This window comes from Streptomyces sp. NPDC046197 (assembly GCF_040646295.1).
In the GTDB taxonomy this organism is placed as follows: domain Bacteria; phylum Actinomycetota; class Actinomycetes; order Streptomycetales; family Streptomycetaceae; genus Streptomyces.
This window is the reverse complement of record NZ_JBEYZY010000046.1, coordinates 1-24,759: the sequence shown is the minus strand read 5'-3', so window position 1 is coordinate 24,759 and position 24,759 is coordinate 1. Positions and strand designations below refer to the sequence as shown.

Annotated in this window: 20 protein-coding genes; 16 read left to right on the top strand and 4 right to left on the bottom strand. The window is 68.5% G+C overall.

The genetic code is table 11. The features are described 5' to 3' along the window. Positions 1–8: 8 nt before the first annotated feature. Entirely contained in the window at positions 9–848 is an 840-nt protein-coding gene (locus AB0A61_RS36470; RefSeq protein WP_361302435.1) for a hypothetical protein, read from the bottom strand. Positions 849–1,280: 432 nt separating this feature from the next. Between AB0A61_RS36470 and AB0A61_RS36465 the strand changes: the two genes are divergently transcribed. From AB0A61_RS36465 to AB0A61_RS36405, 13 genes are all read left to right on the top strand, one after another. Continuing rightward, positions 1,281–2,522 carry an exonuclease SbcCD subunit D gene (locus AB0A61_RS36465; protein ID WP_361302432.1) on the top strand — a complete coding sequence of 414 codons (1,242 nt, stop codon included), beginning with the start codon at positions 1,281–1,283 and terminating at the stop codon, positions 2,520–2,522. Beyond that, positions 2,519–2,953: an SMC family ATPase gene (locus AB0A61_RS36460; RefSeq protein WP_361302429.1), complete on the top strand. Its 435-nt coding sequence runs from the start codon at positions 2,519–2,521 to the stop codon at positions 2,951–2,953. The genes AB0A61_RS36465 and AB0A61_RS36460 overlap by 4 nt, the downstream gene beginning before the upstream one ends. A 51-nt stretch (positions 2,954–3,004) precedes the next feature. After that, on the top strand, positions 3,005–5,731 hold the full coding sequence (locus tag AB0A61_RS36455; protein WP_361302426.1) for an SbcC/MukB-like Walker B domain-containing protein: 2,727 nt from the start codon (positions 3,005–3,007) through the stop codon (positions 5,729–5,731). Positions 5,732–6,228: 497 nt separating this feature from the next. Next, on the top strand, positions 6,229–7,824 hold the full coding sequence (locus AB0A61_RS36450; RefSeq protein WP_361302423.1) for a Mu transposase C-terminal domain-containing protein: 1,596 nt from the start codon (positions 6,229–6,231) through the stop codon (positions 7,822–7,824). Further along, positions 7,821–8,594, top strand: a complete 774-nt coding sequence (locus tag AB0A61_RS36445) for an ATP-binding protein (RefSeq protein WP_361302420.1) — start codon at positions 7,821–7,823, stop codon at positions 8,592–8,594. The genes AB0A61_RS36450 and AB0A61_RS36445 overlap by 4 nt, the downstream gene beginning before the upstream one ends. Before the next feature lie 122 nt (positions 8,595–8,716). After that, positions 8,717–9,751 (top strand): hypothetical protein, encoded by a 1,035-nt coding sequence (locus AB0A61_RS36440; RefSeq protein WP_361302418.1) that lies wholly within the window; start codon positions 8,717–8,719, stop codon positions 9,749–9,751. A 589-nt stretch (positions 9,752–10,340) separates the two neighbouring features. Beyond that, positions 10,341–10,784, top strand: a complete 444-nt coding sequence (locus tag AB0A61_RS36435; RefSeq protein WP_361302415.1) for a Pycsar system effector family protein — start codon at positions 10,341–10,343, stop codon at positions 10,782–10,784. 39 nt (positions 10,785–10,823) lie between these two features. After that, positions 10,824–11,483 (top strand): Crp/Fnr family transcriptional regulator, encoded by a 660-nt coding sequence (locus AB0A61_RS36430; protein WP_361302412.1) that lies wholly within the window; start codon positions 10,824–10,826, stop codon positions 11,481–11,483. A gap of 167 nt (positions 11,484–11,650) precedes the next feature. Further along, positions 11,651–12,415: a hypothetical protein gene (locus AB0A61_RS36425; RefSeq protein WP_361302409.1), complete on the top strand. Its 765-nt coding sequence runs from the start codon at positions 11,651–11,653 to the stop codon at positions 12,413–12,415. Further along, entirely contained in the window at positions 12,412–14,442 is a 2,031-nt protein-coding gene (locus AB0A61_RS36420; protein ID WP_361302406.1) for a hypothetical protein, read from the top strand. The genes AB0A61_RS36425 and AB0A61_RS36420 overlap by 4 nt, the downstream gene beginning before the upstream one ends. Then, positions 14,439–15,203, top strand: a complete 765-nt coding sequence (locus AB0A61_RS36415) for a hypothetical protein (protein ID WP_361302403.1) — start codon at positions 14,439–14,441, stop codon at positions 15,201–15,203. The genes AB0A61_RS36420 and AB0A61_RS36415 overlap by 4 nt, the downstream gene beginning before the upstream one ends. Then, complete coding sequence (locus AB0A61_RS36410) at positions 15,200–15,610, top strand: hypothetical protein (protein ID WP_361302400.1); 411 nt, start codon at positions 15,200–15,202, stop codon at positions 15,608–15,610. The genes AB0A61_RS36415 and AB0A61_RS36410 overlap by 4 nt, the downstream gene beginning before the upstream one ends. A 1,098-nt stretch (positions 15,611–16,708) precedes the next feature. Further along, positions 16,709–17,419 (top strand): MBL fold metallo-hydrolase, encoded by a 711-nt coding sequence (locus AB0A61_RS36405; RefSeq protein WP_361302397.1) that lies wholly within the window; start codon positions 16,709–16,711, stop codon positions 17,417–17,419. Here AB0A61_RS36405 and AB0A61_RS36400 read toward each other — a convergent pair. Beyond that, on the bottom strand, positions 17,416–18,453 hold the full coding sequence (locus AB0A61_RS36400) for a ketoacyl-ACP synthase III family protein (RefSeq protein ID WP_361302394.1): 1,038 nt from the start codon (positions 18,451–18,453) through the stop codon (positions 17,416–17,418). The genes AB0A61_RS36405 and AB0A61_RS36400 overlap by 4 nt on opposite strands. 21 nt (positions 18,454–18,474) lie before the next feature. Continuing rightward, positions 18,475–19,914 carry a DHA2 family efflux MFS transporter permease subunit gene (locus tag AB0A61_RS36395; RefSeq protein WP_361302479.1) on the bottom strand — a complete coding sequence of 480 codons (1,440 nt, stop codon included), beginning with the start codon at positions 19,912–19,914 and terminating at the stop codon, positions 18,475–18,477. Positions 19,915–20,157: 243 nt separating this feature from the next. Here AB0A61_RS36395 and AB0A61_RS36390 point away from each other — a divergent pair, with 243 nt between their 5' ends. The 3 genes from AB0A61_RS36390 (at position 20,158) to AB0A61_RS36380 (ending at position 24,125) form a co-directional block, all read left to right on the top strand. Next, positions 20,158–21,105 (top strand): helix-turn-helix transcriptional regulator, encoded by a 948-nt coding sequence (locus AB0A61_RS36390; RefSeq protein WP_361302391.1) that lies wholly within the window; start codon positions 20,158–20,160, stop codon positions 21,103–21,105. Between the two features lie 288 nt (positions 21,106–21,393). Further along, entirely contained in the window at positions 21,394–23,271 is a 1,878-nt protein-coding gene (locus AB0A61_RS36385) for a radical SAM protein (RefSeq protein ID WP_361302388.1), read from the top strand. 35 nt (positions 23,272–23,306) lie between these two features. After that, positions 23,307–24,125, top strand: coding sequence for a DUF364 domain-containing protein (locus AB0A61_RS36380; RefSeq protein ID WP_361302385.1), 819 nt, complete (start codon positions 23,307–23,309; stop codon positions 24,123–24,125). 97 nt (positions 24,126–24,222) lie between these two features. Here the strand turns inward: AB0A61_RS36380 and AB0A61_RS36375 are convergent. Then, on the bottom strand, positions 24,223–24,759 hold a 537-nt coding region (locus AB0A61_RS36375), incomplete at its 5' end, for a beta-ketoacyl reductase (RefSeq protein WP_361302382.1).

Sequence of the window (24,759 nt, the reverse complement as noted above, 5' to 3'; positions counted from 1 at the left end):
GGGCGGGTTTACGAAGTGCGGCGGACGCGGGCGGTGTCGCGCAGGATATTGCCGAAGATCTGTTCCACGTCGTCGAGTTGCTCGCGTGCGCGGTGCGCCGCTTCGGCTCGGGTGTCGGCGTCGTCGTCGGCGTGGATCTCCAGTTCCGCTGCGGCGGCCCGGCGCAGCGCGTCAAGGTCGAGCGGGCCCCGGGGGGTGTCGCCGTGGATGTTGCGGCTGTAGTGCAGCAGGAGCTGCTGGACGGGCTGCGGCATCCCCTTCTCGTCGGCGAGGTGTTCGGCGGCGTCCGCGAGCCGCAGGGCCGAGGTGAGGAAGTGGACGCGCTGGGTGAGCGGTCCCACCAGGCGCTGTTCCAGTGGCCAGGTGCTCAGGGCGAGCAACCCGCGGGCCGGTGAGAGCAGATCGGAGGTCAGCGCGGGGCAGATGTAATAGGCGCGGCCGTAGGGGGCGGAGCGGAAGGAGCGTTCCTCGTCGCGGCGCAGGGTGGTCAGACGTGCGGTGTTCAGCGGGCTGGAGAAGAACGCCTGGTGGACCTGGCTGAGCAGTTTCGGCGAGGCGGGGACGGTGAGGAGGGCCAGCGCCTGGTGGACCTGGTCGCGTACGGGCACGCCCTGGTTGGACTCGGTGACCGTCTGCGCGGGCTCCGGCCGGGCCTCTGGCTGGACCTCTGGCTGGGCCGTGTCCGGGACCTCACTGAGCCCGCACAGAACGTTCCACGCGTGCCGAGTGCGGGTCAACTCCTCGCCCAGAACCTTCACTTGGGAGTTGTCGTGTTGCGTGAGCGCCTGCCGGAGCGCCTCTTGCAGCTGCTGCATGCGCTTCTCGAGAGCGACCAGATGCTCATCCATGCCCGCATGCTAGCAGTCACTCGGGACTCCCAGTTTTACTCCAGGCAATCGCGAAGACCGACACCTGGTGGATCTGGTCGCCTATTGGGTTCGCCCGGGTAGGGCTCGGCGACCATCAACGCGGGCGTCAGTTGGGCCGCGTCCGGGACATCACCGAGCCCGCACAGAACCTTCCAGGCGCATCGAGTGCGTGTCAAATCCGCATACAGGCCGCGCACTTGGAAAGTATCGTGTTGCGCGAGCGCCTACCGGAGCGCCTCCTGCAGCTGCTGCATGCGCTTCTCGAGAGCGATCAGGCACTCGTCCATACCGGACGCCGACGACTACTCGGGAAGTCCAGTTTTACTCCAGGGATTTTGATGTACAGTCCCGGGCTCATAAGGCACCACCGGTGCCCTCCTACGCCTCGCTTCCAGAAGGGCGCATGAAGGCATGAGCAGACTGCTCCACACCTCCGACTGGCATTTGGGCCACCTCCTGCACGGCCATCCACGTGAAGAGGACTTCGACGCCGTCTTGGCCGAGATCGTGGCAATCGCCCAGGAGAACCAGCCGGACCTGATCGTCCACAGCGGCGATCTGTTCCACTCCTCCCGTCCCACCGTCCGGGACCTGTTCCGCGCCATGCGCACCCTGCGCGAACTCGCCGCCATCGCCCCCACCGTGGTCGTGGCCGGCAACCACGACTCCCCCCACTACTTAGAGTTCCTCAACTTCATGAGCGGTCCCTCCTGCGGCCGGGGCCTGTTCTTCGTCGACCAGCTCCGCCCGGCACATGACGGGGGCGTGATGACCTTCGAGGCGTGCGGCGGTGAGCAGCGAATCCGGCTGGCTGTCCTGCCGTTCGTGCACCCGAACCGGTTCTGGCAGCGCTCTTCCACCTCCGGCCCGTCGTATGCCGACTACGCCGAGGCGATGCGCGGCCTGCAGGGCGAGCTCCTGGATGCCTTGCACGAGGGATACGACCCCGAGCGGGACATCCTGGTGTTCACGGCCCATGTGCTCGTCGCCGGCGCCAGGACCTCCAAAAGCGAACGGGCCGTGGACGAGTCCTTCGAGACCCCTCCCGAGGACCTTCCGGTGGTGTCGTACGCCGCCCTCGGACACATCCACCGCCCGCAGACGGTAGAGGGCCTGAAGTTCGCCCGCTACGCGGGCAGTCCGCTCCCCATGGACTTCGGTGAAGCCAACGAAACCAAGAGCGTCGTAATCGTCGACGCCGACCCAGGACGACCGGTAAGGGCGCTGCCCCGCCGGCTCTCCAGCGGCCGACGGCTGGCCCACTTCCCCGGGACCCTCGAGGAGTTGAAGGCCGCGGCCGCCCAGTACGACGGGACCTTCCTCAAAGCGGAGATCGCCGGCGAAGAGCCCGACGGGCTCCTCAGCCAGAAGATCGCCGAGATCGTCCCGAACGCGATCCTCGTCAACCCCACCCCGGCACGGGAGGCAGCCGCCGGCGCCGTCCTGGACAGCGACCCGGGTGATGAGCCGGAACTCCCCGACGCGTTCCGGGCCTACCTGGCGCGTGAGGGACTGGACGCAGATGCCGCGGAGTCCACTGTCACCGCCTTCCTCCACCTGCTCAACGAACTCGACGACGAGACACTGACCCCGGTCCCGGCCGAGGAACTGCTGCGCGCCGCGCTGGAAAACCCCTGGATGGAGGCGTCGTGAGGCCCTTGCGGCTCACCCTTACGGGAGTGCGCAGCTACGCCGGCACCTGCAGCATCGACTTCACCGACAAGCGTCTGCTCGCCATCCTGGGCAACACCGGCGTGGGCAAGTCCACCATCCTCGAATCGATCATCTTCGTCCTGTATGGGGCGTGCTCGTGGTCCAAGGACCCCAAGGTCGCCTACGAGCTGATCGGCAAGGGATGCCCCAGCATGCATGTAGCGTTCGAGTTCTCGGCGAACGGCCGCGAGTGGAGTGTGCGCCGCACCCTGCATGCGGACAACAAGAAGAGGCCGCAGGCCGTGCTCGAGCCCCTGGCCGAAGATGCCGCCGACATGCGGGTCAACGACATGCGTGCGGTGACGCAGGCGGTGACCCGGATCATCGGGCTGGACTGGGAGGGCTTTGTCAGCACGGTCCTGCTGCGCTAGGGGAAGTTCGACACCCTCCTCAAGGCCCCCGGGGCCATCCGTGCCGACATCTTGCGGCACATCTTCGGCATCAACGAGCTCGAGCGTGTACGCAAATTGGCCGGCGCGCGACTGGAGCGCCTCAATACACAGATCACCGAGGCCACCAGGGCCCGACTGCGTCTCCTGCCGGATCCTCATGCTGCCGCTTCCCAGGCGACGCTGGACCTGGAACGCACCCGGGGTATCGCGACCCGCCGCCGCGAGCGACTGGATGCGCTGCGCACGGCCCAGAGCCGGGCCATCGAGCACAAGCACCGCAAGACGGGCCTGGACAAAGCGGCACGGCTGCTGCGTGAGCGTGCTGTTGCGGATGCGAGCATCACGATGGCTGCGCTGGCCCGGAAGAAGAGGGAACTCGATGCCGAGGCAGCAGAACAGGAGAAAGCCGGGCGCGAGCTGAACGCGAAGCTGGATGCGGCGCAGGGCGCCCTGGATACGGCCGCACAGGCCGGTGACACGCTCCGATCCCTGTCCAGCGCATCCGCCGTCCTGTCCCGCCTGCCCGAGCGTACAGCCGGCCTGGACGCCGTCGAACAGCGGCTGAAGCAGGAGCAGCTTCAGCACAGCGAGCACGAACAGGAGCACACGCAGGCACGGCAGGAACTGGAAGGGCACGAGCAGCGCAAGGCGGCCCTCGTCGAGGCCGCCGGCCGGGCCGAGCGCATGGTGAGCGAGGCACGCACGCACACCGACCGGGTCCAGGAGGCCGTCCGGGCGGCACTGCAGGAGGCCAACGCCGCGGCCGGGCATCTGCAGGCACAACGCATGGCACTGGAAACGGTGGAGGAACAGCGCGGCCACTGCGCCGGCCTGGAGAGCGAGCTAAAGGAGCGGCGCGGCGCTCTGGAGGCAACCCAGGACGTCCTCGCTGCGCTACAGCGCGGGGAGGCGGCTCACGCGGCAGGTTCCGGTCTGGCGCCCGGGGACGCCTGCACGGTGTGCACCCGGCCCATCACCAGCGACTTCACTCCCCCGCCGCTGTTGGACCGCAAGGCGCTTACTCAGGCCAAAGGCAAGGTCACCACGCGCTCGAAGGCCGTCGAAGCGGCGGTGGAGGCCAAGGCGGAGGCGGCCGCCCAGCTGAAGGGGGCCGAGCGGAAGGTCGACAAGCACCGCCGCGGACACCTGGCCGCGCGCGAGCGCATGGACGCGGCGCTGCTCCAGGTGCAGGAGCTGGTGGATGCGATGCACCCGGCCGGTGCTCCTGCCACGGCCACCGCCGTGGACACGCTGGGCGGGCAGGCGAGGGCTCAGGCGCGTGCCCTTGCCGAGGGTGACCCAGTAGGCCGGGCGCAGATCACCCGTGTGGTCAAAGCACTTGTCCAGCCGCTGCGCGAGGTGGAAGGTGAGACGCTCGCGGCACACACGAGCGCCCAGGCGGAGCTGGGGGCGGCGCAGGCCGAGCATGAGGCAGCCCGGACCGAACTCAAACGCCAGCGCGGCCGCTTGCAGCGTGAACGCAAACGGCTGGACAAGAACCAGCTGCAGTACGAGACCGAGCTGGCGGGTCTGCTGAAGGAGGTCGGCGAACTGCCGCCCTCCGTCCGCCCCGCCCAGTCCTCCCCGTCAGAACTGCCCTCCCTGCAGGACATCGCTTCCGCTAAAGAGGCAGCCGGCCAGCGGCTCGAACGGCTCGAGCAGAGGACACAGGAGCGTGACGACGCCAGGCAGGCCCTCACGCTGCACAGTGAAAGCCTGCAGGCCCTGGACGCGCGCCGCCGGCGCACGGTCGAGACCCCCGCACGCAATCTCATCAAGCAGCTGGAGCGCTGGGCGGACACGGCCACCGATGCCGCAGGCCTTCTCGAGGACGAGGACCCCCCCGACCTGCCTCCCGTTCCGGACGCAGGCGACCTGGCCGCCGTCGACACCTACTGCATGGCCCTCGCCTCGCTGCATCAGCGTCTGACCGGCGCGCTCGGGCAGGCCGCGCAGCACGCCGCCGACGAGGTCCGAGCATTCGAGAAGGAGCTGATCAGCCAAGCCGGCGCCACCGCCGATGAGACGGACCAGGACCCCGACTTCTCGGTGCCTGAGAAGAGCGACCTGCTCGCCCCCGCCGTTCTCGACCCGCTCAGCCGCAAGACAATCCAAGCGGAAGCCGCTCACGACAACGCCAAGACGGACCTGCGCACAGCACGGTCCCAAATCCCCTACGCCGACGCGCTGGACACCGCCCTCGAAGCTGCCCGCCGGCAGGCCGCGGAGTGGAAGAGCGTGAGCGACCAGCTCACCGACGGGAGGTTCCTCACCTATCTCACCGATCAGCGCACCCATTCACTGCTCAGCCACGGCAGCAGGATCCTCCAGCAGATCTCCACGGGCAACTACGCATTCACCAAGGAATTCCAGATCGTTGACCTCGCCACCAATCACGCGCGCGACCCGCAAACCCTCTCCGGCGGCGAAACCTTCCAGACCTCCCTCGCGCTGGCACTGGCGCTCGTCGAACGCCACAACCGCAGCCACAGCAAGCTGGAAAGCCTGTTCCTGGACGAAGGCTTCGGCTCGCTGGACAACAACCGCCTGGACGACACCCTCGCCGTCCTGCGCAGCAGCATGACCCGGGACAAGATGGTCACCGTCATCAGCCACCTGTTCCCGGTGGCCGAGGCCGTCGACGACGTCCTGCTCGTCGACAAGACCGCCCAGGGTTCAACGGCCACCTGGCTCACACCGCAAAAACGCACCGCACTCATCCACGACGGGATCCAGCGCCTGCTGGAACACACCTGAGCAGTACCGGGCCGGCCACCAAAGTCACCAAGGAGCCCATCTTCCGGTCCCCGGGCAGCCTCATCGGGCACCGGTGGCTCCTCTTCCGGTGACCGGCGGGCCCGGCACTTCCTTCCCGGCGCATCAGGTCGCCCCTGCATGCCTGTGGCCAGCGCTGACAAGCACTCGGCTCAGCATCGACCGCGGCCTTCCACCCGACGGCGCCGCAGCAGGACCGGCCGGTGCCGGGCCCTCCCCGGTAACCCGGCGCAAGAGTGCTCCTGCGAGCAGCCGGGCCGTCGAGGAGCACGCCCCCTTCCCAGCGAAATTGCCGACGCTCGCACTCGACGCGGGCTTACGGCTCCGCCGTGCCCGCCTCCCCTGGCATGACGCCGCGCCACGGCCCTGACAGCGGCCGGGAATCGCCCGCGCCGTCCTACCCGGGCACGCCAACCCCCGGGCAAGCACGGCACTTCTGAGCCTTTCCACGATTCGTATCCATGTAAGGAGCAGACCGCATGAGTGACTCTTCTGCCAGCACGCAGGGTGCCGGCAAACCGGTTTTCACCGCCCGCTCGGGGCGGCTGGCCGCGCTGCCGCGGCTGCTGTCGCTGGACCAGAGCGGCGAGCTGACCAGAGCGCACGTGCGCCTGGTCGCCACGGCCGTGGGCCGGTCGGAGCGGGCGGTGTGGCGGTGGGTCGCCAAGGCGCGCGCCACCGGCCACGTCGACGCGGCGTCCCGGACACGGTTCAGCGTCACCCCGGAGATCCGGCGGCTGCTGGTGCTGTGGGGAGGCAACGCCTCCGCCGTGCACCGCGAGCTTAAGCAGCGGGCCCTGGCCGACCCCCGGCTGCCTGCGGCCCCGTCGCTGTCGACGATCCACCGGGCGCTGCGCCGGGACCTGACGCCCGGGGAGCGGGCCGGGCTCGCCAAGGGGGAGGCCGCCCGGCGGGCCTTCGATGTGTTCGCACAGCGCCCTCCCACGCACCGCAACGCCGCCTGGGAAGGCGACCACAAGTGTGTGCCCGTGCGGGTGTTGCTCGATGACCAACTCGTGCAGCCCTGGGTGACTTGGTTCATCGACTGCCACACCAAAGTCATCACGGGCGTGGCCGTGACACCCCACGCACCCAGCGCAGATGCGGTCCTGGCGGCCCTGCGGATGGCCCTGGACCGTGCCGAGCCCTTCGGCCCGGCCGGCGGCCTGCCGGGCCTGATCCGGGTGGACCGCGGCAAAGAGTTCCTGTGTGCCACCGTGGCCTCGGCCCTGGGCGCCTTCGCCGTGCCCGTCATCGATCTCCCGGCCTACAGCCCGCATCTGAAGGGCACCATCGAGGCGCTCAACGGCGCGGTCGAGGACATGCTGTTCGTCTCCATGCCGCGCTACATGCACCGCCAGACGCTCACCGGCGGACACACCGCGGATCCGGACGAGCCCGCACTCACCTTCGAGGCGTTCGTGGAACTGCTGCTGAAGTGGGTGCACTGGTGGAACACCGAGCACCAGCCCAAGGGGCTGGGCGGCCGCACCCCGATGGAGACGTGGCGCTGCGACCCCACTCCCCTGCACGACGTTGCCGCCGAACAACTGGCCCATTTCGGGCTCGAGGACGACGGATGCACCCGCACCATCACCACGCAGGGCGTGCGGTGGCGCAACCGCCACTACATCGCCCCCTGGATGGTCGGCCAGGCCGGCGTCCGCGTAGCGGTGCGCCACCTGCCCCACCACGACATGACCATCGAGGTCTTCGGCCTGGACGGCGCCTACCTGGGCAGCGCCGTTCTGGCCGAGGCGGCCAGCGAGGAGCAGGTCCGCAAGGTCCGCAAAGCCCGCACCGCCAAGGCGCGGCGGCTTCGCGCGGACATGAAGGCCGCGGCACGGCTTCGCCGCGAGCGCTTCGAGGCCGTCACCACCGCCGCCCCACCCGAGCGTCTGGGTGCGCTGACCGAGGCGGAAGCCGAGGCAGAACTTGCCGAATCGGACGCCACGGACCTGCGGCGGGCCGACCCCGGCTACATCCCGCACCAGCCCGTCCCGGACGGCTGGGCCCGCCCGATCCCACCGGCCGCCGACGAGCCGGAAAACGACACCCCTGAGGAGAACGCGTGAACGGCGACATGGACTACGGCAAGCTCCCCGCAGAGGACGAGGACCACTTCCACCGCCTCGATGCGCAGCTGGTGGCCACCGACACGCTCATGACGACCCTGGACGACGTCCAGGCGACGATCGACGCCAAGGCCATGATGGTCGCCTACGGAGCGGCCGGATACGGCAAGACGATGTCGGTGAACTCGGCGCTGCGCAAGATCGCCCCCGACAACACCTACCGCCTGGAGCTGCGCTCGGGACCGACGCCCCGCGACATCCGCCACGGACTGTTCCACGCCCTGGGGCTGCCCGGGGAACCGCCGACCCGGCCGATCGAATTCGACACCCTCCTGAAAGAGACGCTGTCACAGACATTCCGCGTGCTGGTCTGCGACGAGGCCCAGTGGATGGGCCGCAGCTCGTTCGAGTACTGGCGCCACCTGTGGGACGACCGCAACACCGACATCGCGGTGATCTTCGCCGGCGGCGACAACTGCTACAAGGTCCTCAAGCGTGAACCGATGCTGGCGTCACGGATCTTCATCTGGCAGAAGTTCACGCGCATGCCCGAGGCCGAAGTCGTCGCCACCCTGCCGGCGTTCCACTCCCTGTGGGCCAAGGTCGCCCCGCAGATGATCCGCAACATCGACCGGGCCGCGGCCCACGGCAACTTCCGCAACTGGACCACCATCACCAAGCACATGCTCAACGGCATGAAGAAGAAAGGCCTGACCGAGGTCAGCCAGGACCTCGTCAACTGGGTGTACAGCAAGCTGGGCGGCATGTAGCAGCGGCCGCGAGGCGCGGCGGCCCGGCAAGCGCGGGCCGCCGCCAACATGCGCGCCGTACGGACCGGCCTGGTGCCTGGCAGGTCCGGGGCAGTGTGGCGGGGCGCGGCCGGGAGGGGGTGGTGGCACTGGTGTACAGCGACGTGACGATCGTGGTGGACGAGCAGGACGACCTGTTCTACACCCGGGCGGCGCTGCAGGCCCACCGGCCCGGGGAAGGCCGCATCACCGTGCAGCCGACGCCGGCCAGCTCCAGCCCGGCCGCGCTGGCGCACGACATGCTGTATGCGCTGGGCAAGCGGCTGGCCCCCGGGCCCCACTCCCCCGATGTGTGGCTGGACTCGGTGAACGCGGCCTGGCTCGCCGCGGCTGCCTGGGGTGTCGCGATGGGGGTACGGCACGTTGTGGTCCCCCGGGCCCATCTGCTGACCCTCCGGCGCATCGACCAACTGCTCGCCTGGCGCGAGTTGACGGGAGCTCAGCTGACCCTGCTGTGGCAGAAGCCGCCGCGCGGACTGCCACCGGCACTTGCCCGCGTGGAGCGCCGTATCAGCGGCCGGGACCAGTTCGAGGCAATCCTCGCCGAGCCGGGACCGATACCCGCGCGCTCGTCCTTCCCTCCCGCTCCACCGATGGCGGGACCGGCGACGGTGGCTGTGAGGCAGTCACCCTCCCAGCAGCCGCGGGAGACTCGGGCGGCGTCGCTGAGGCCCGGGCGGCCGGCTCACCCTTGTACCAGTGCGATGGCAACGGCGCAGCTGGTCCAGGCCGCCCCTGCCATCGGGATCGCGTCCGAGGAGGCCGACGCTCTGGCCGCTCTCGCGCACCCGCTCATCGCCGGGGCGCTGAGCGTGCTGGCCTTCACTCGGGCCCGCCTGGGCAGCCTGCGCTTCACCCGCGACCTCGACATCACCGGCGACGTCTCCGCCATCAAGCTCCACGGGGTCGGCCATTGGCACTGCCCTCTGCACGCTGTCCCTGCCTGGGCCCGCCCGCTGCTGGCCGGCGCCCGCGCCCACCACCGTCTTACGGCCCACCCGCCCGAAGACGGCGTGTTCGCCCCCGTCATGGTCGCCGAAGCCCGGCATCTGCGCGCGCACGCCGGACGTCTGCCCCGGCTCGACCTGTCCCTGCCCGCCGGCGCCCTCGTCCCTTGAGCTGGGGTGCCGTCCGCTGCGCGCCACAGACACGGCACAGCTAAGGCCACCGTTCGCGTCAGGCACAGCCGCCCACGGCCGGAGGACGACGTGGGACGGGGGACGGGGCAGACGCTGACCTTGCTGCGCCGGGTCATGTCGCTGCCAGATCCGCAGCCCAGCACCCCACGGATGCTGGGTATGGATGATTTCGCCAGCCGGCACGGACAGTCGTACGCCACTGCGATCACGGACGGTAAACGCCATCGTCCGACTGATGTCCTGCCCGGATATGGAGCGGGGCCGCTCGCCGCGTGGCTCACCGCGCATCCCCGCGTGGAGATCATCTGCAAGGGCCGGGCAGGCACCCACGCCGAGGGGCCCGGCTCGGTGCCCCTGACGCATGGGCGCAGCCGGACTGTGACGGGTTCGGCATGCGTGATGCACTGCAGTGTGCCCAGGCCCCGACGTGATTCCTGCACGGTGTGGAGCAAAACCGAGCGATGCAGAACCGAAGCCCCGATGGAGGAACGACGTGGCTGACATGGGCGGGGGGTTCACTCCAGCTGACTGCACGGGTTGCCGGCGGCTTGGGGATGCGGCAGCGGAGATGTTCGTTGAGATGCAGCGGGCGGACACGAAGGCGACGACGTTGTGCGGCGTGACTGGCGGTCTGCTGGCCGTGGACGCTGCGACGCTGTCGACTGTGCCGGGGTCCAGTTGGCTGTCGGTGGCTGCGCTGGCGTGTGCTGCGGCTCTTCTTGGTGCGGCACTCGTCGTTGCCCTGTCCGCGATCCGCCCTGTGCTGCCACGGCGCGGTGGATTCAGGGTGTTCGTAGGTCCTGTCCCGGAACAGGGCGGAGCCGAGGAACTCGTGTCGACGTTCTCGGCGATGGGCTCTGGCCGTCCTGCGCGGGCGGAGGCGGAGCGGCTGGTGTTGTTCGCCGGCTTGGCGCAGCGGAAGTTCCGTGCGGTGAAGTGGGCAGTCGATTTAACGGCAACTGCCATAGGTATGGCCGGAATTGGATTGTTGAGCGGATACATCACTGCTTGAGAACATCGTGGCGTGACGGGTACCACACTCGGGGGGTGTATGTATCAGCCGCATGTCTCGGTCATCGGTGATGATCTTTGGTCGCAGTTGTGTCAGCTGGCTCCGGTCCGTGTGCGCCCGGCCAGGAGCGTGCTGTTACGGCAGGGGGATCCGGGCACCCACGTCATCCTGCTGGTCTCCGGGTCCACCTTGATCACGCTCACCGGATCGCATGGCGAACGGACGCTGCTGGCGGTACGCGGCGCAGGTGAACTGCTGGGCGAGCTGGCGGTGTTGGACAACCAGCCACGCGCCGCGTCGGTCATCGCCGCGGAGGACTGCCGGGTGCACATCATCCCTGCCTCTGACTTCCTGGCCTTCGTGGACCTCCACGATCTGCAGGCCGCGCTGCTGCGTCACGCCATCGCGCGGGTACGCGAAGCGGAGACCGTACGTCTCGAGATGGCCACTTCGGCCGTGCCCGTGCGCCTGGCCTCGGCGCTCGGACGGCTGCTCCAGGCCGCGTCGGCGGGCGGCGCCGAATGCCTCGTGCGGCTGACGCAGCTGGAGCTGTCACAGCTGATCGGCGCGTCCCGCAACGCCGTGGGAACGGCCTTGAAACCGTGGCGCGAGCAGGGATGGCTCGCCACGGAGGCCGCTGGCGGACTCATCATCCGTGACATCACATCGATCCAGTCACACGCTCACGTGCAGACGTGACCGACCGCACCGGCGCGGTGCCCAGCACTGGGCACCGCCGTCGCCCGGGCGCGTCCAGCATGAGGCAGCACACCCACTCGGAATTCCCCGACACGATGGAAAGGCTGCTGCCCATGCCCTCTCTCGTCCCGTCCGATGTCACCGATGTGCCGCCGGAGCATGCTCTGTTGACCGTCGATATGAAGGAGTACAGCAAGCTCCCCGAGGCGAAGATGGCGCCTACGCGGGCCGATCTGGACAGCATGCTGTCGACGGTGTTCGCTCAGTGCGGGATCGGCGACGCGACGCTGCTCGGCGCCGTCAAGGACCGTGGAGACGGTGCCATCTTCGTGCTGCCGGCCCGACACGCGGCACGGTTGATCGACCCTCTCCTCGTCCACCTCGGTCAGGCACTCGAGCGGCGCGAGCAGACCCGGCTGGCCAGCGCGCCGACGATCCGGCTGCGGGCCAGCGTGCACGTCGGGCCCCTGGCGCCGCCGGAGCACCGGGGGGACGCGGTCAACGACGCCTGCCGGCTGGTCGACAGCGACGCGGCCCGCCGGGCCATGATCGCCGCGGTGGACCACGGAGTGCTGCTGGCTGCCGTGGTGTCGGACACCGTCTTTGGCCGCACGGTCGCCGCGGGCCGCACGCCAGCTCTCAAGGAGCATCACTTCCACCGGGCCACCGCCCGCGTCGAGGGCAAGCCGGGCTTTGAGCAGATCTGCTGGCTCTTCGTCCCCGGGCTGGTTCCCTCGGTACTCGCCCCCTACCTCGCACAGGACAGCGGCGCCGTACCCGGCGGCCGCCCCAGCCAGGCCGCTCAGCACAGCACAAAGGCCACCACCGCGAACGAGAGCAGCGGCACCGTACGCCAGAAGGGCAAGGCCAGCGGCAAGGCCCGGCTGATCCAGGTCGGCCGCGACTACATCCCCAGCCAGGAGCAGTCATGACCGACGCCGAGGGCACCGCAGCGGTGCAGCAGCAGATCGAAGCGTCCGGCCAGGCACAGGTGACGCAGGTCGCCGGCGACTACGAAGAGCACCACCACCAGTACGTCCGGGGCTGGCAGTACCTGCGCAGCGCCAGTGTCGACGACGGCGAACTGGACCTCGCGGAACACGCGTTCGTCGATCCCCCCGGGCCGCAGGGATCCGGCCAAGTGGCGCAGGCCGTCAGTATGCTCAGCCGCCCCTACGGCAAGAGCCACGTCCTGGTGCTGTGCGGGCAGGCCGGCACGGGACGGCGCACCGCCGCGCTGCATGCACTGCGGAAGGCTGGGGTGCACAGGAAGCAGATCAGCTGGCTGGTCCTGGACTGGGACCAGCCGCGCACCGAGCAAATCCCCCACACCGAGGGGCGCGCATTCGTTCTGGACCTGACGGACTACCGCGATCTGTCGGAGGACTTCTACACCGCCCTTGCCGACTACCAGAAGCAGGCACAGACCGCCGACGCCGTTCTGGTCATCCTGGCCGATCCGAACGGCTGGAACCCCAGGACCCTCGCGACCGTGCCGACCGTGCACCTCGCACGCCCCTCGGCCGCACTGGTCGCCGAGGCTCACCTGCGCCACCTCGCTGCTGGCCGGGTCGACTGGCTGACGCACGATTCACTCCACGACCTGCTCGCCCCCGCAGCGCCGGCATCCGACGGCGCCCGGCTGGCACGCCTCATCGCCGAGGCCAAGGACGACGGCCAATCCGCAGTCGGCAAGCAGTTCACCGACTGGCAGAAGCACCTGGAAACCTGGTTCGAGGAGCACTCCGCACCGGGAGACCTGCAGGAGCGCGCGCTTCTGATTGCGGCCGCCCTGCTGGATGGAGCCCCGGCCGCCGTCGTACTCGGGGCCGCGGACCAGTTGTTCACGCAGGTCGGTGGCGAACTGCCGCGTGGCGGTGCGCTGTACGGTCGTGACCTGGACAAGCGGCTGACCGCCATCGGCGCCTCGTACAGGGATGACGAGGGCATCTCCCTGGAGGAGAAGCAGCGTGGGCTGTCCGGGGCTGCGCTGAAGTACGTGTGGCGGCAGCGGCCGCAGCTGCGGCCCGTGCTGCTGGAGTGGGCCTCCCAGATCAGCGCACCCAACAAGATCGCCGTGCGTCATCTGCAGCGCATCGCCGACTGCCTGGTGCCACTGGCGTTGCTGCCCGGCGGCTCCACCGTGCTGTCCGTGGCCAGGCGGTGGATCGAGACCGACCGTGTGGCGCACCGTCAGCTTGCCATCCACATCCTGCAGACCATGGCGCTCCACCCGGTCGCGGGCGTCGCCGTACGTAAGCAGCTGTACGACTGGGCCCAGCAGAAGACGACCAGCGAACAGATGATCGCCGCGGTCGCCGCGGTCTGCGCGGGCGAGCTGGGCCAGCGGTATCCCCGGGTCGCCCTGACCCGGCTGCGGCTGCTGGCCTCCCGCGATGACGACCAGGCCCGGGACGCCGTCGCCGACGCGGTGCGCACCCTGGTGAGCACTCCCGCGCAACGCGTCCTGGTGCTGTCGGAGATCGTGGAATGGGCCGAATCCAGCGACAGCACCATTCGTAAGGCCGGAGCGGGCACGTTCCTGGCCCTGACCGACATCACCAGCGACATCCTCCTGCCGCTGCCCGCGAACCAGGAGAGCACCGGCGAGGCCGTCGACGCTTCCGATGTGCTGGCCGGTCAGCTGTTCGTCCGCGGTTGGCGCGCGGCCCTGCAGGAGCCCACGGCAGCTCAGGCGGCGTACCGGCATCTGGCGGCCTGGTTGGACTCGCCCAAGCTCCAGGACGACCAGGTCCTGCCCCTGGCGGCGCAGGTGCTGCGCGGCTATCTGGGCCAGGAAGGCCCCTCCGGCCTGCTGGTGGGCTCGCCCGACAGCTCCGAGCTGGGACGGGCCCGGCGCGCACAACTGTTCGCCCAGCTGATCTCCGAGGTGGCCTCCCCTGCTAGCCCTGGCGCTATGGCGCGGTCCGGCGGTGACGGCGCCGCCGTGACGGCGTGAGTCTGCTGCGCCGGCGCAGCAGACCGGCCCAGCTCGCAGCAGATGCGGCAGGCACGGGCACGGCTCATCCGCTCGTGCTGAGCGACGAGCGGATGGCCAGCCGCATCACCAGTGTGCGCTTCACCGTCCGCATCACAGGGAGCTGGCAGTGGACGCACCCCGGTGACACGGGCCGGGGCGACCTGGCGATGCCGGCGCGTGCGCACCTGCGCCGGCAGGCCGCGGGAATCCTGTGCCGGCACTCCGTTCTGGATCTCGCAGCGGCCCACGACGCCATCAACTCATCCCTGACGCAACGCGGTTGCCCCATGCCCGGGCTGGAGGTCAGCGGCATGGCCGAGCTGAGCGTCGCGGCAGCGGACCGCGCCCTGGCCGAGGAACATGCCCGCCGACAGCAGGCAGCAGACCTCGAACACGGCGAGGAGCTGCACCGCCTGGCCCAGCTGCAGCGGGTGCTCGCCGACCCGGACCTACGCCGCGTGTGGTGGATGGCCCAATTCCCCGACCGCTTCAACGACCTCGACAACCTCGCCCAGGCACTGAAGGGCCTACCTGCGCCGCAGGCGGCGCAGGACGACGACCTGCGCGGTGACATCCGGCGCTTCACCGACGCCCTCGTCACCACCCTGCACACCCCGCAGCAGCGCGAGGTCTTCGTCCAGGCCCTCGTCCAGACCCTCACGGCCCTCGGCCACCAGCGCCTGGCCACCGCCGCCGTCCTCCGGCACCGCCCTCACGATCCCGGGAGCCCACCGGCATGAAACTCCATACCGCACGCTGGTTCCTGGCCCCTGTGCGCCAGCTACGCACCCGCCGGCTCATGGCCCGGCACGGGCCGACGCTGACGTACGACACCGCCTGGGCCCTGATCACCCTGCACAGCGCACCAGACGAAACCACCCTCGTGCGCGCCTGGGCCCGCGAGAACCCCGGCGCTGCCCCCGGCATCCACTACGACCACTGGCACACACTGAGCCAAGCCGAACAGCAACGCCGCCTCAGGTGGCTGCGCAGACACGGGCACTCCCCCATCCAGCTCCTCCAACTCGACGCCGGCCTCATCCACAGCACAGGCCTCCACGTCCTGGACTGGAGCCGCCCGCCGATCCCTGCCGACCAGCACCATGCGACGCCACCCCCCTGGTCACAAACCCGCGAACAGCCCTAGCACTCCTGTGTACGTGCATCGCTCCGACCAGCACGGCAGACGACAGGGTTCCCCTTCGAAGCGACCACCGCCGACGAGCAGAGCCTGGCGCAGCTCGGCGGCGCCCTCCATGCAGCATGGGGGTAGTGCACCCATGCCTGGGAAGCGAAGGAGGATCGAGGACAGGGTTCCGCGGATGTGGCAGCATGCCCGACCGAGAGCGACTCCCCCGCATCGTCCCTGTGCCACAACCCCAGGCCGCGTGCCGCAGTTCACATTATCCGCAGGCGCCAACAGGGGAACACACCCAAGCAGTTCGCCGTTCTTCTGTACGTGGCTGCGGAGGGGACAGTGTCCCCGGGCCTCGCCTATAGCCCATGGGGACGATCGTCCGGCTGAAGCCCCATGGAGCCTTCCGCCGAGAGGCGACCGCCCTCCGCTCGCCATCACCCGCGGCCCCGGCTGGCCTCCCCCGTCCAGCCGAGGCGGCGCTCCTGTGCGTTGGGGCACCGACGGAACTCGCTAAGCAGCGGTAATGCAGGAGCCTTCGAAGATCATTTCCCGTGCTGATGGAGATCCTTTCCCACCGCCCTGGTCGGCAACACGCCGCGACCACTCTGATGAATGCCGTCGCGTTGGTCTTGGTCGGGCACCATAACCCGTCGGCCGCGACGCCGACTGCAGTGGTGGCCGCCCCGTCTCCCCACCAGAGTCTTTCGTAGCCACGCTGCCGCCCAGCCTTGTCGGCGTCACGCTGGCTGGCGCGAGAGCTGGGACGAGCCTCGGCGTCGCTCTCTAACCATGGCCGCCGTCAGTCGGCAGCGGGAGGGACGACAGACCTTGACCGTCGCCCCCGGGGCACTCGGGCGACAAGACCGCGAACGTCTCGTCGGTCACGGGCACCCCTTACCCGAGAGGGCAGCGCCGCCCCGCGACGCGATCGTCAGGTTGCCGCTGACGTGCAAGCGTTCCTCCGAGGGCAACAGGAAGGTACTGGAGCGCTGTCCCGCCGACTCGCCGCGCGCACGGATACAAACATTCGTTTGACATTACGGGCGGGCGCTATGCTCTGCGTGAACGACTGATAGACCCCTGAATTTTGTGGCTATGTCAGATGTTATGCGCATCGTTGAACTGTCGCCCCAGCTGTACCAGCTCAGCTTCGAGGTCGGGCACGCCTACCTGTGGCGGGATGCCGACTCACTTACGCTGATCGATACCGGGACAGCCGGATCGGGGGAGTCGATCGCGAGGTCGATCAAGTGCTTGGGATTGTCACCAGAAGATCTGCACCACGTAGTACTGACACACGCGCACGACGATCACGCGGGTGCGGCCGCAGAGATCGAGGCATGGGGCAGTGTGACGGTGATAGCGCACCGCCTCGACGTTCCAGTGATCCGTGGTGAGAGCATCGCGACAAAGCCTGTGTTTGAGGGAGCGCCCGAGTGGGAGCGAAAACTGTACGAGACCAAGCCTCCGCTCCCGTCTGCTCCGCCGGCCCGGGTGAATAGGCAACTCGAGGAGGGCGATGTGCTGAACTTCGGCGGCGGGGCTCACGTGCTCGGCGCTCCTGGGCACACCGATGGCAGCATCGCGCTGTACCTGCCGAAAACGGGCGTGCTATTCACCGGAGACGCCATTGCAAACGTGGGCGGGCGAACCATGGTGGGCGTCTTCAACACGGAACGCACCCGTGCGATCGCGTCACTTCACAGGCTTGCCGAGCTTGAAGTGGAGACGGCCTGCTTCGGTCATGGAGATCCCATCATGAAAGGTGCGTCAGCAGCTTTGCGGGGGGCTGCGAAATCCCATGAGGCAACCGGTTAGGACCATGCTGGCTCCGCCGTTATCTCCAGCACCGCGCATCCGAAGACGAACCCGGCGCCGACACCGGACAGCACCACCTTGTCTCCGGGGCCAACAGCCTTCGACTCGAGCAGGTGACTGAGCCCCGCGATCTGGTCCCCCGCACCCAGGTGCCCGAGCTCGCGCCCGAAGTCCCAAGTGGTCTGGGTGATGCTGATGCCAGAGACCTTTTCGATGAGGTCCCAATCGACCACCGCACGCCCGGCATGGGCGTATACGAACCGAGCGATGTCCTTGACCTCGACGTCGGCCTCGGCCATGGCCCGATCCATGGCCTCCTGCTGTCCGTCGCGCAGGGAGCGGGCCAGGTCAGCCACATCTACGCCGGAGCCCAGATACTCCTTGAGACGCTGCCGCATGTCGATGGGCCATCCGTGCCCGCCCGCTTCAGCAGCCCACGGCCGCGTACCGCGGTAGGCACCCTCATGGGTGGTGTCGGAGACGACGGAAGTGGACAGCAGTCTGGCCACGCCGGAGCCCCGGGTGAGGACGAGCGCGGTGGCTCCGTCCCCGCGCGGCAGCCCCTTGTCCGACCGATAACGGTCGAACATGGGCGGCTGGTACTTGTCGCAGGTGGTGATCAGGGCGGCACACGGTGACGGACGGACCGTCAAGTGGGCGGCGGCGAGGTCGATCGCGGCTATGGCGCCGTTGGACGCCTGCTGGAGCTGGACCGCCGACCCTCGACCGCCGACGGTTCGGGCCTGGATATACGAGGCGGGTGTCCAGTGGTCGAGGCCCTGGTAGCCGACGCTCGTGACATGGGCGACGAGATCGAAGTGCTCATGGGGTGCCCGGGTACGTTTCAACGCGATCCGCGCCGCCTCCACAGCCATATCCGGATGACCCATGTCATCGACCACGCTGACGCCAGCGTAGTCGTCGGCCTCGCATTCCTCGGCGGAGTAACGGCCCTCGGCCACCGCCAGCCGCACGTCCTCGCGCCGCCCCGCCCAAACCGCGGCCGCGTCGACGTAGACATCATTCCAACGCATCTTCGATGGCTCCTGCTCTGCTCATGCGGGCGCTGCGGGCTGTTCGGCCGGGACCGACCGGGGAGGTGCCATACCGAGTGCAGTAACCGCGCTGACGCCCATGCACAGCACGATCCCGTACCAGACCTTCATGAAGGCGGTATGCGTGTCGCTGTAGGTGGTGGGAACTCCGATGAGCGCGACGAAGAGGCTGACACCGAGTACCGCGCCGACCTGGCGGCTCATGTTGACAATGGCGCTTCCGGTGGCAAACCGCGGCGGGGGGAGGGTAGCGGTGGCCAGACCGAGCATGAACGGCAGAGCAAGGCCCACCCCGATGCCGCCGATGAACCATCCGGGCAGCAGCTCGGTCGCGTAGTCGGGGGTCCGGTCAAGCAGCAGGCCCTGGCTCAGCACACTCGCCGCAAGAATGACGCATCCGATGGCTGCCAGCCGACTCGGCGGCACACGCTTGGCGAGCCTTCCGCCAACCGCGGTGGCAAAGGGGACGACCAAGGGGCCAGGCACGAGCCCAAGACCTGTGCGCAGAGCGGAGTAGTGCCACACCTGCTGCATCCACAAAATGGCCGCCAACAGGTTCGCAGCGAAGGCGATGCTGAACACGAGGGCGGTCAGGTTGGCCCAGGCAAAGCTGCGGACCCGCATCAACGCCGGTTCCACGAGCGGGTTCTCGTGGCGAAGCGAACGCAACCAGAAGGCGCCACAGGCCAGTACACCCGCGGCGAGCACCAGGGTGGAGCGCGGCACGGACCAGGCATTGGCCTGAACCAGGCCCAGGGCCACTAGGCCAATGCCAGCAGTGAGCAACACTGTGCCGACGACGTCCGGTACCCGCTCTCCTCGTTCGTCGTGAGAGGCCGGTAACACCCTTGCGGCCACAGCGATCAGCAAAGCGCCGACGGGAAGGTTGATCAGGAAGACCCAGCGCCAGGAGACCGTGGTCAGAAGACCTCCCACGACCGGTCCAACGGCGGCGGCCAGAGCACCGGTAGAGGCCCAGGTACGGACCGCGCCCGCGCGCCGTTCTGGCGGAAAGACCGACAACAGCAGTCCAAGGCTCGCCGGGGTGAGCATCGCCGCGCCGGCCGCCTGCAGGAGCCGGAAAGCTATCAACATCCAGAGCGAGGCTGACACCGCGCATCCGAGGGAAGCGCCGGTGAAGACGGCAACGCCGGCGAGGAAACCGGCCTTGCGGTTGTGTCGGTCAACCAGTCGGCCCAGGGGCACCAGAAGCGCGGCGAAGATGATCGCGTAACCGTTGAGCACCCAGGACAGCTGGGACAGCGGCGCGTGGTCGAAGGCCGCACTGATCCTCGTGAACGCCACATTGACGATGAACAGGTCCAGGCTGGCCATGAATGCGGCCAATGACAGGATGCCAAGCGCCGTACCTGTGTGCACCGTCCTGGGCTTGGCTGTTGATGGAGACAAGGATTCCGTGTCCGTTCGCTGTAGGGCCATGGGCGCGCGTGACAGGCGCGTCGACACTGTAGGACCGGGCGGGCCGGGTATCCAGGCAGCCGTGAGCCAGGTACTCCACGCACCACGACGACTTATGGACATTGGTGCCAGTGTCGGCAAGTTTCAGAGCCACAGGCATGGCCGAATCTAGGTTCATCTGGCTAAATCCAGTCACCTCTTGGGGGATTCTTTACTTTCGCCGCCACCTCCACCTTGTTGAAAATTTAGCGACTTCACCGAGTCATGACCGAATCCGGATCCCACTTGCATATGCCGAGATCACCGAGTTACCGTCTGATGCATCTTTTGGACATTACGGGGGCCACGATGTCTGATTCCGAGTTCCGTCGGCGGGAACGTGCACATTTCCTGCGCACCCGTCGCGAGTCGATGAAGCCGGAGGCGGTCGGACTGCCGAAGGGGTCGCGCAGGCGCACTCCAGGACTGCGCCGAGAAGAGGTCGCGGTACTGGCCGGCGTGAGTCCCACCTGGTACACGTACCTGGAGCAGGCCCGGGACATCTCTCCGTCGCACGAGGTACTCGACAATCTCGCCGACATACTGAATCTTTCAGTATACGAGCGTTTATATCTGTATAACCTGTCGCATCCCGCACCCCTGCCGACAGAACACTCTCCCCAGCGTTCGGCCGCCGTGGAGAACTTGACCGAAATCGTCGAATCGGTGGCCCCGCTTCCCGCATACCTGTGTTCACAGGTCGGCGATCTGATGGCCTGGAACAACGCGGCGATCGACTGGTTCGGGGACTTCGCCGCGACCTCCGAACCGCGCCCCAACCTGCTGGTCTGGATGTTCACCTCGGAGACCGCCCGGCAGCGCTTCGTGGACTGGCAGGATCAAGCCGAAGGCCTGGTCGCGTGTTTCCGCGCCGACGCCCTGGAGTGCCGGGACACCGCCCAGGTGACCTCGCTGGTACAAGATCTCGCCTCGGTGAGCCCTCACTTCCGCCGCGCTTGGGACGAGCACCTGGTGGGCAGCCAGGGCATGAGCCAGTGCACGGTGCGCCACCCACGACACGGCGTCATCACCATGCGAAGGATCAACCTCAGGCACCAGGCCGCGCCCGAGCCGTTGAAACTCGTCGTCCATCTTCCGGTCGATGCCCCGCACGACGAGCGTCTCCGGACAACACTCACGCGGCCCCGACTGCGCGGCGCCGGCATTCCCTGAGGCGGCCCGGGCCCATCCGCGCCCCCTCAGCATGGCGTAAGAAGTACCAGGCTATTTACTTTCTGGATAGCCGCCTCCACCTGAGCAACTCTGGTCGGGCGAGCCGAGTCTCCAGTAAACGGCGGGTGAAATCGTCGGCCGAGCGGAATACTGCTCCGCCGACGATTTCACCGCAGTTCGGCTGATCATTCGGCGAAATGCGTCCAAGGCGCCACAGGTTTCTCTGGAGGTATTCTCTTGTTGACACGCCGTACTGTGAAACATACCTGCCTGGTGGCGGGAAATGACGTGTCTCCCGATCAACTTGCTCGTCTCGACCGGCTCCGGAAGTCCCGTCTCGCCGAACTGACGGAACGCACCGGAAGCGAAGAAATTCCTTGGGACGCCCGACGCTACCCGGTCCTCGCGGCACTCGCCCCGGTCATGACGTCGACGGAGGGCGAGATCACCTACCCCGGCGACCCCATGTGCCTGTACGCCGCCCTTTCGGTCGCGGTCGACCACGCGCTGCGCTCGGCCAGCCGAGGTGCGGGGCCCGATTCGCCGTTCAGCGATTTGTGTCCCGACTGGGGCACGGTGCCCCACCGCCGCGACAGGCTCGCCGCCGACCATTCGCTCCGGCAATGGAACCCGGACGACAGCGTCGTCGATCACACTGTTTTCGACCCCCGTGTCTGGGACGACCGCTCAGAGGCTGATTTCCGCGCGGAACTGCGCTGTCGCCGCCCCAGAGTTCTGCTCATCAGCACGGTCTCACCGGGCAACCGCTACGCGCTGGAGATGGCACGAGTCACCAAGGAGGAATTACCTCACTGTCTCGTGGTCGTCGGCGGTCGGCACATCGACGAGACCATGCGGTACTTGCCCGGCACGGACGAGCTGGTCGTGGAGTACAGCAGCCCCTTGCGGGCCATCGACGACCGGCGGGTCGGACCCGTCGTCGACTTCCTCGTCGCGGGTGAGGGCCACTACGCGTTGGACCTGCTGCTACGGGCGGTGTCCCTCGCCATGGACCTGGACCGCGGCCGAGCCGATCCCACCGACGTCGTCGACATCCTCGACCTGCTCGGCCGGGCCGGGGAGCGCATCCCGGGTTCCTCCCTGATCTGCGCGATCACCGAGGACGCCGTACACGCCTTCCCGGTCCGGGGCCCGGCCTTCGACCTCGCCGACCTCCCCTCCCCCTATCAGGGGTTCGCGATCCGCTCCCGCTTCCCCGTCTTTCCGCTCGCCGACGGATCCCCCGCCCGTACCGCCCACCTGACGGTCTCCAACGCCTGCCCGTACCACTGCGACTTCTGTTCCGAGGCGGCCACGGTGGTCGGCGGGCTGAAGAGATTCGGCCGCGATCCGGCGGCCACCGCGGTCGAGCGGATCTGCGAGTACATCAGCTACGGCGCGGAGGCCGCGTTCTTCGACGACTCGATCTTCTGGTCCGGCACCTTCCCCCAGATCCGGGCCTTCTGCGATCAGCTCAGCACCGTGCGACGGGCCGAGGGTCCCGACGACCTGCCTCCCGCCTGCCGCAGGTGGATCGTCGAGGACGACGACTGGCGGCGACTGCGCGGGTTCCAGTTCGGCGCCCAGGTCACCGTCGACCTGATGACCGCCCTGCACAAGGAGGACGACGTACGCCAGGTGCTCGCCGCCATGCGCGAGGCGGGCTGCACGTACCTCTACATGGGCATCGAGAGCATGGCCACCGAGGTCATGCAGCACGTGCACAAGAACGTTCGCCGCACCGCGGACCGACCGTGGAAGACGAAGGTGCGCCGGGCCCTGGAACTGATCCTCGAGGCCGGCATACCTGTGGGCAGCTCGGTCCTTTTCGGCCTCGAAGGAGAGACCAGGGAGACCATCGAGGAGACCGTCCAGGAGGTCGGCTTCCTCATCGACGGCGGACTGCTCGGTCTCGCCAGCCCCAACATCCTCACCTATCACCCCGCGACCGCCATCACGCGCGCCCACGGCATGGCCGACCGACTCGACTACCACTCCCCCCAGGTGGAGAACCGGCCACCGTACGTCTACTTCGAGGAGGCCTTCCCCGGAGTGGTCTCCCGGCGTCTGACCGAGGAGGACATCTGGTTCATCCACGAATCGACGGCGAAACGCTGGGGCACCGTCCGCAACTCCGCAGTTCCGGAGCAGCGCAGCACCGTCTGATCCCGTTCCCTCACTCACCGCCGTGGAGCCCCTCCGTGCACACCATCATGGACACCCTGCGGACGATCGTGGCTGAGCGCAGCCACGACGTACCCGACGACGACTTCCGCCTGCGCGCCCTGTGGGGCGTGGACTACCGCTCCCAGCCCACCCCCTACGAACGGTTCATGGTCTACAGCTTCGTCATGGCCCAGACGGTCCGACAAGGCTGCTGTTACGCCGACTTCGGCACCGTCTCCGTCGACGCGGACGGCGACGCGCTGATCGGTGGTGACGCCCGGGAAACCGTCGGCCGCACCGACGAGGAGAACATCGCCATCCTGGACGCGGCCTTCGGCGCGCTCCCGCACACCCCGCAACGCCTGCTCGTCATCGACGGACGTCCGACCGAGAAGGCGTTGGCCCGCGCCGAGGTCGTCGTCGAGGAGACCCTGCGCCAGCTGCGTCGCACGGGCAGCGGCAAGCGCATCGCGCAGATCGGTGTCATGGGGAACCTCATCCACCTGCTCCAGCAGGAGAACGTCACGCTGGCCGCCAGCGACTTCGACGAGGAACTGATCCAGCACGGCATCCTCGGTGTGCCGGTCCACCACGGCGACCGCAGCGCGGAGCTGGTCGCGGACGCCGACGTGGCCCTGGTATGCGGCGAGACGCTCGCCAGCAGGACCCTGGAGTCCCTGGTGACCGCGGCCCGCGAGAACGACACCCGTCTGGTCGTCTTCGCCGTCTCCGGCTGCCACTTCGCGCAGGAGTACGTGCAAACCTTCGGGATCGACGCGGTGGTGTCCGAGCCCCAACCGCAGTACCTCTTCCAGGGGCCGTCGCGGTTGGAGGTGTACCGGCGGGAGCACTGAGCGCCGCCGACCCTCACGACACCCCTCACGCCGATGGCCGCACCTCTGGAGGTGCGGCCATCGGCGCATGCGCGGTCACCACGACCGCCGCGACCCGCTAGGGCGCGAGTTCCCCGTGCAGGTACTCGGCGAGTTCCAGCGTGGTCGGGTAGTCGAAGACGAGCGTGCTGCTCAGCCGCAGGCCCGTCAGCGCGTTGAGACGGTTGCGCAGCTCGACAGCGGTGAGCGAGTCGAAGCCGAGATCCATCAGTTCGGCTTCCACATCGACCTCGTCCACCGAGTCGTGCCCGAGGACGGCGGCCACCTCCCCACGGACGGCATCCAGAACGAGCCGGGCCCGCTCCGGTTCGGCCAGGTCCTCGAGCTGCGCCTTCAGGCTGACGGGCGGCGTCGGCTCCGGCCGTGCGTCCGCTTCCTCGACAAGGCTGCCGAGGAGTGGCGGCAGGTGCTCCTCCGCGATTGCGCTGCGCAGGGCGGCCGGGTCGAAGCGGGCGGCGACCACGGCCGGGGCCTCGATCGTCAGTGCCGCGTCGAAGAGGGCCAGGGCGTCTTCCGTGGCCAGCGGGGCGATGCCGAGGCGGGCGAGCCGGGCCCGGTCGGCTGCTGCCAGCTGGCCGGTCATGCCACTGCTTTC

Coding starts and splice junctions, on each gene's coding strand:
- AB0A61_RS36450 (WP_361302423.1), top strand. CDS start 6,229: ATGAGTGACTCTTCTGCCAGCACGCAGGGTGCCGGCAAACCGGTTTTC.
- AB0A61_RS36400 (WP_361302394.1), bottom strand. CDS start 18,453: ATGCGTTGGAATGATGTCTACGTCGACGCGGCCGCGGTTTGGGCGGGG.
- AB0A61_RS36420 (WP_361302406.1), top strand. CDS start 12,412: ATGACCGACGCCGAGGGCACCGCAGCGGTGCAGCAGCAGATCGAAGCG.
- AB0A61_RS36430 (WP_361302412.1), top strand. CDS start 10,824: ATGTATCAGCCGCATGTCTCGGTCATCGGTGATGATCTTTGGTCGCAG.
- AB0A61_RS36465 (WP_361302432.1), top strand. CDS start 1,281: ATGAGCAGACTGCTCCACACCTCCGACTGGCATTTGGGCCACCTCCTG.
- AB0A61_RS36410 (WP_361302400.1), top strand. CDS start 15,200: ATGAAACTCCATACCGCACGCTGGTTCCTGGCCCCTGTGCGCCAGCTA.
- AB0A61_RS36395 (WP_361302479.1), bottom strand. CDS start 19,914: ATGGCCCTACAGCGAACGGACACGGAATCCTTGTCTCCATCAACAGCC.
- AB0A61_RS36405 (WP_361302397.1), top strand. CDS start 16,709: ATGCGCATCGTTGAACTGTCGCCCCAGCTGTACCAGCTCAGCTTCGAG.
- AB0A61_RS36390 (WP_361302391.1), top strand. CDS start 20,158: ATGACCGAATCCGGATCCCACTTGCATATGCCGAGATCACCGAGTTAC.
- AB0A61_RS36470 (WP_361302435.1), bottom strand. CDS start 848: ATGGATGAGCATCTGGTCGCTCTCGAGAAGCGCATGCAGCAGCTGCAA.
- AB0A61_RS36435 (WP_361302415.1), top strand. CDS start 10,341: ATGTTCGTTGAGATGCAGCGGGCGGACACGAAGGCGACGACGTTGTGC.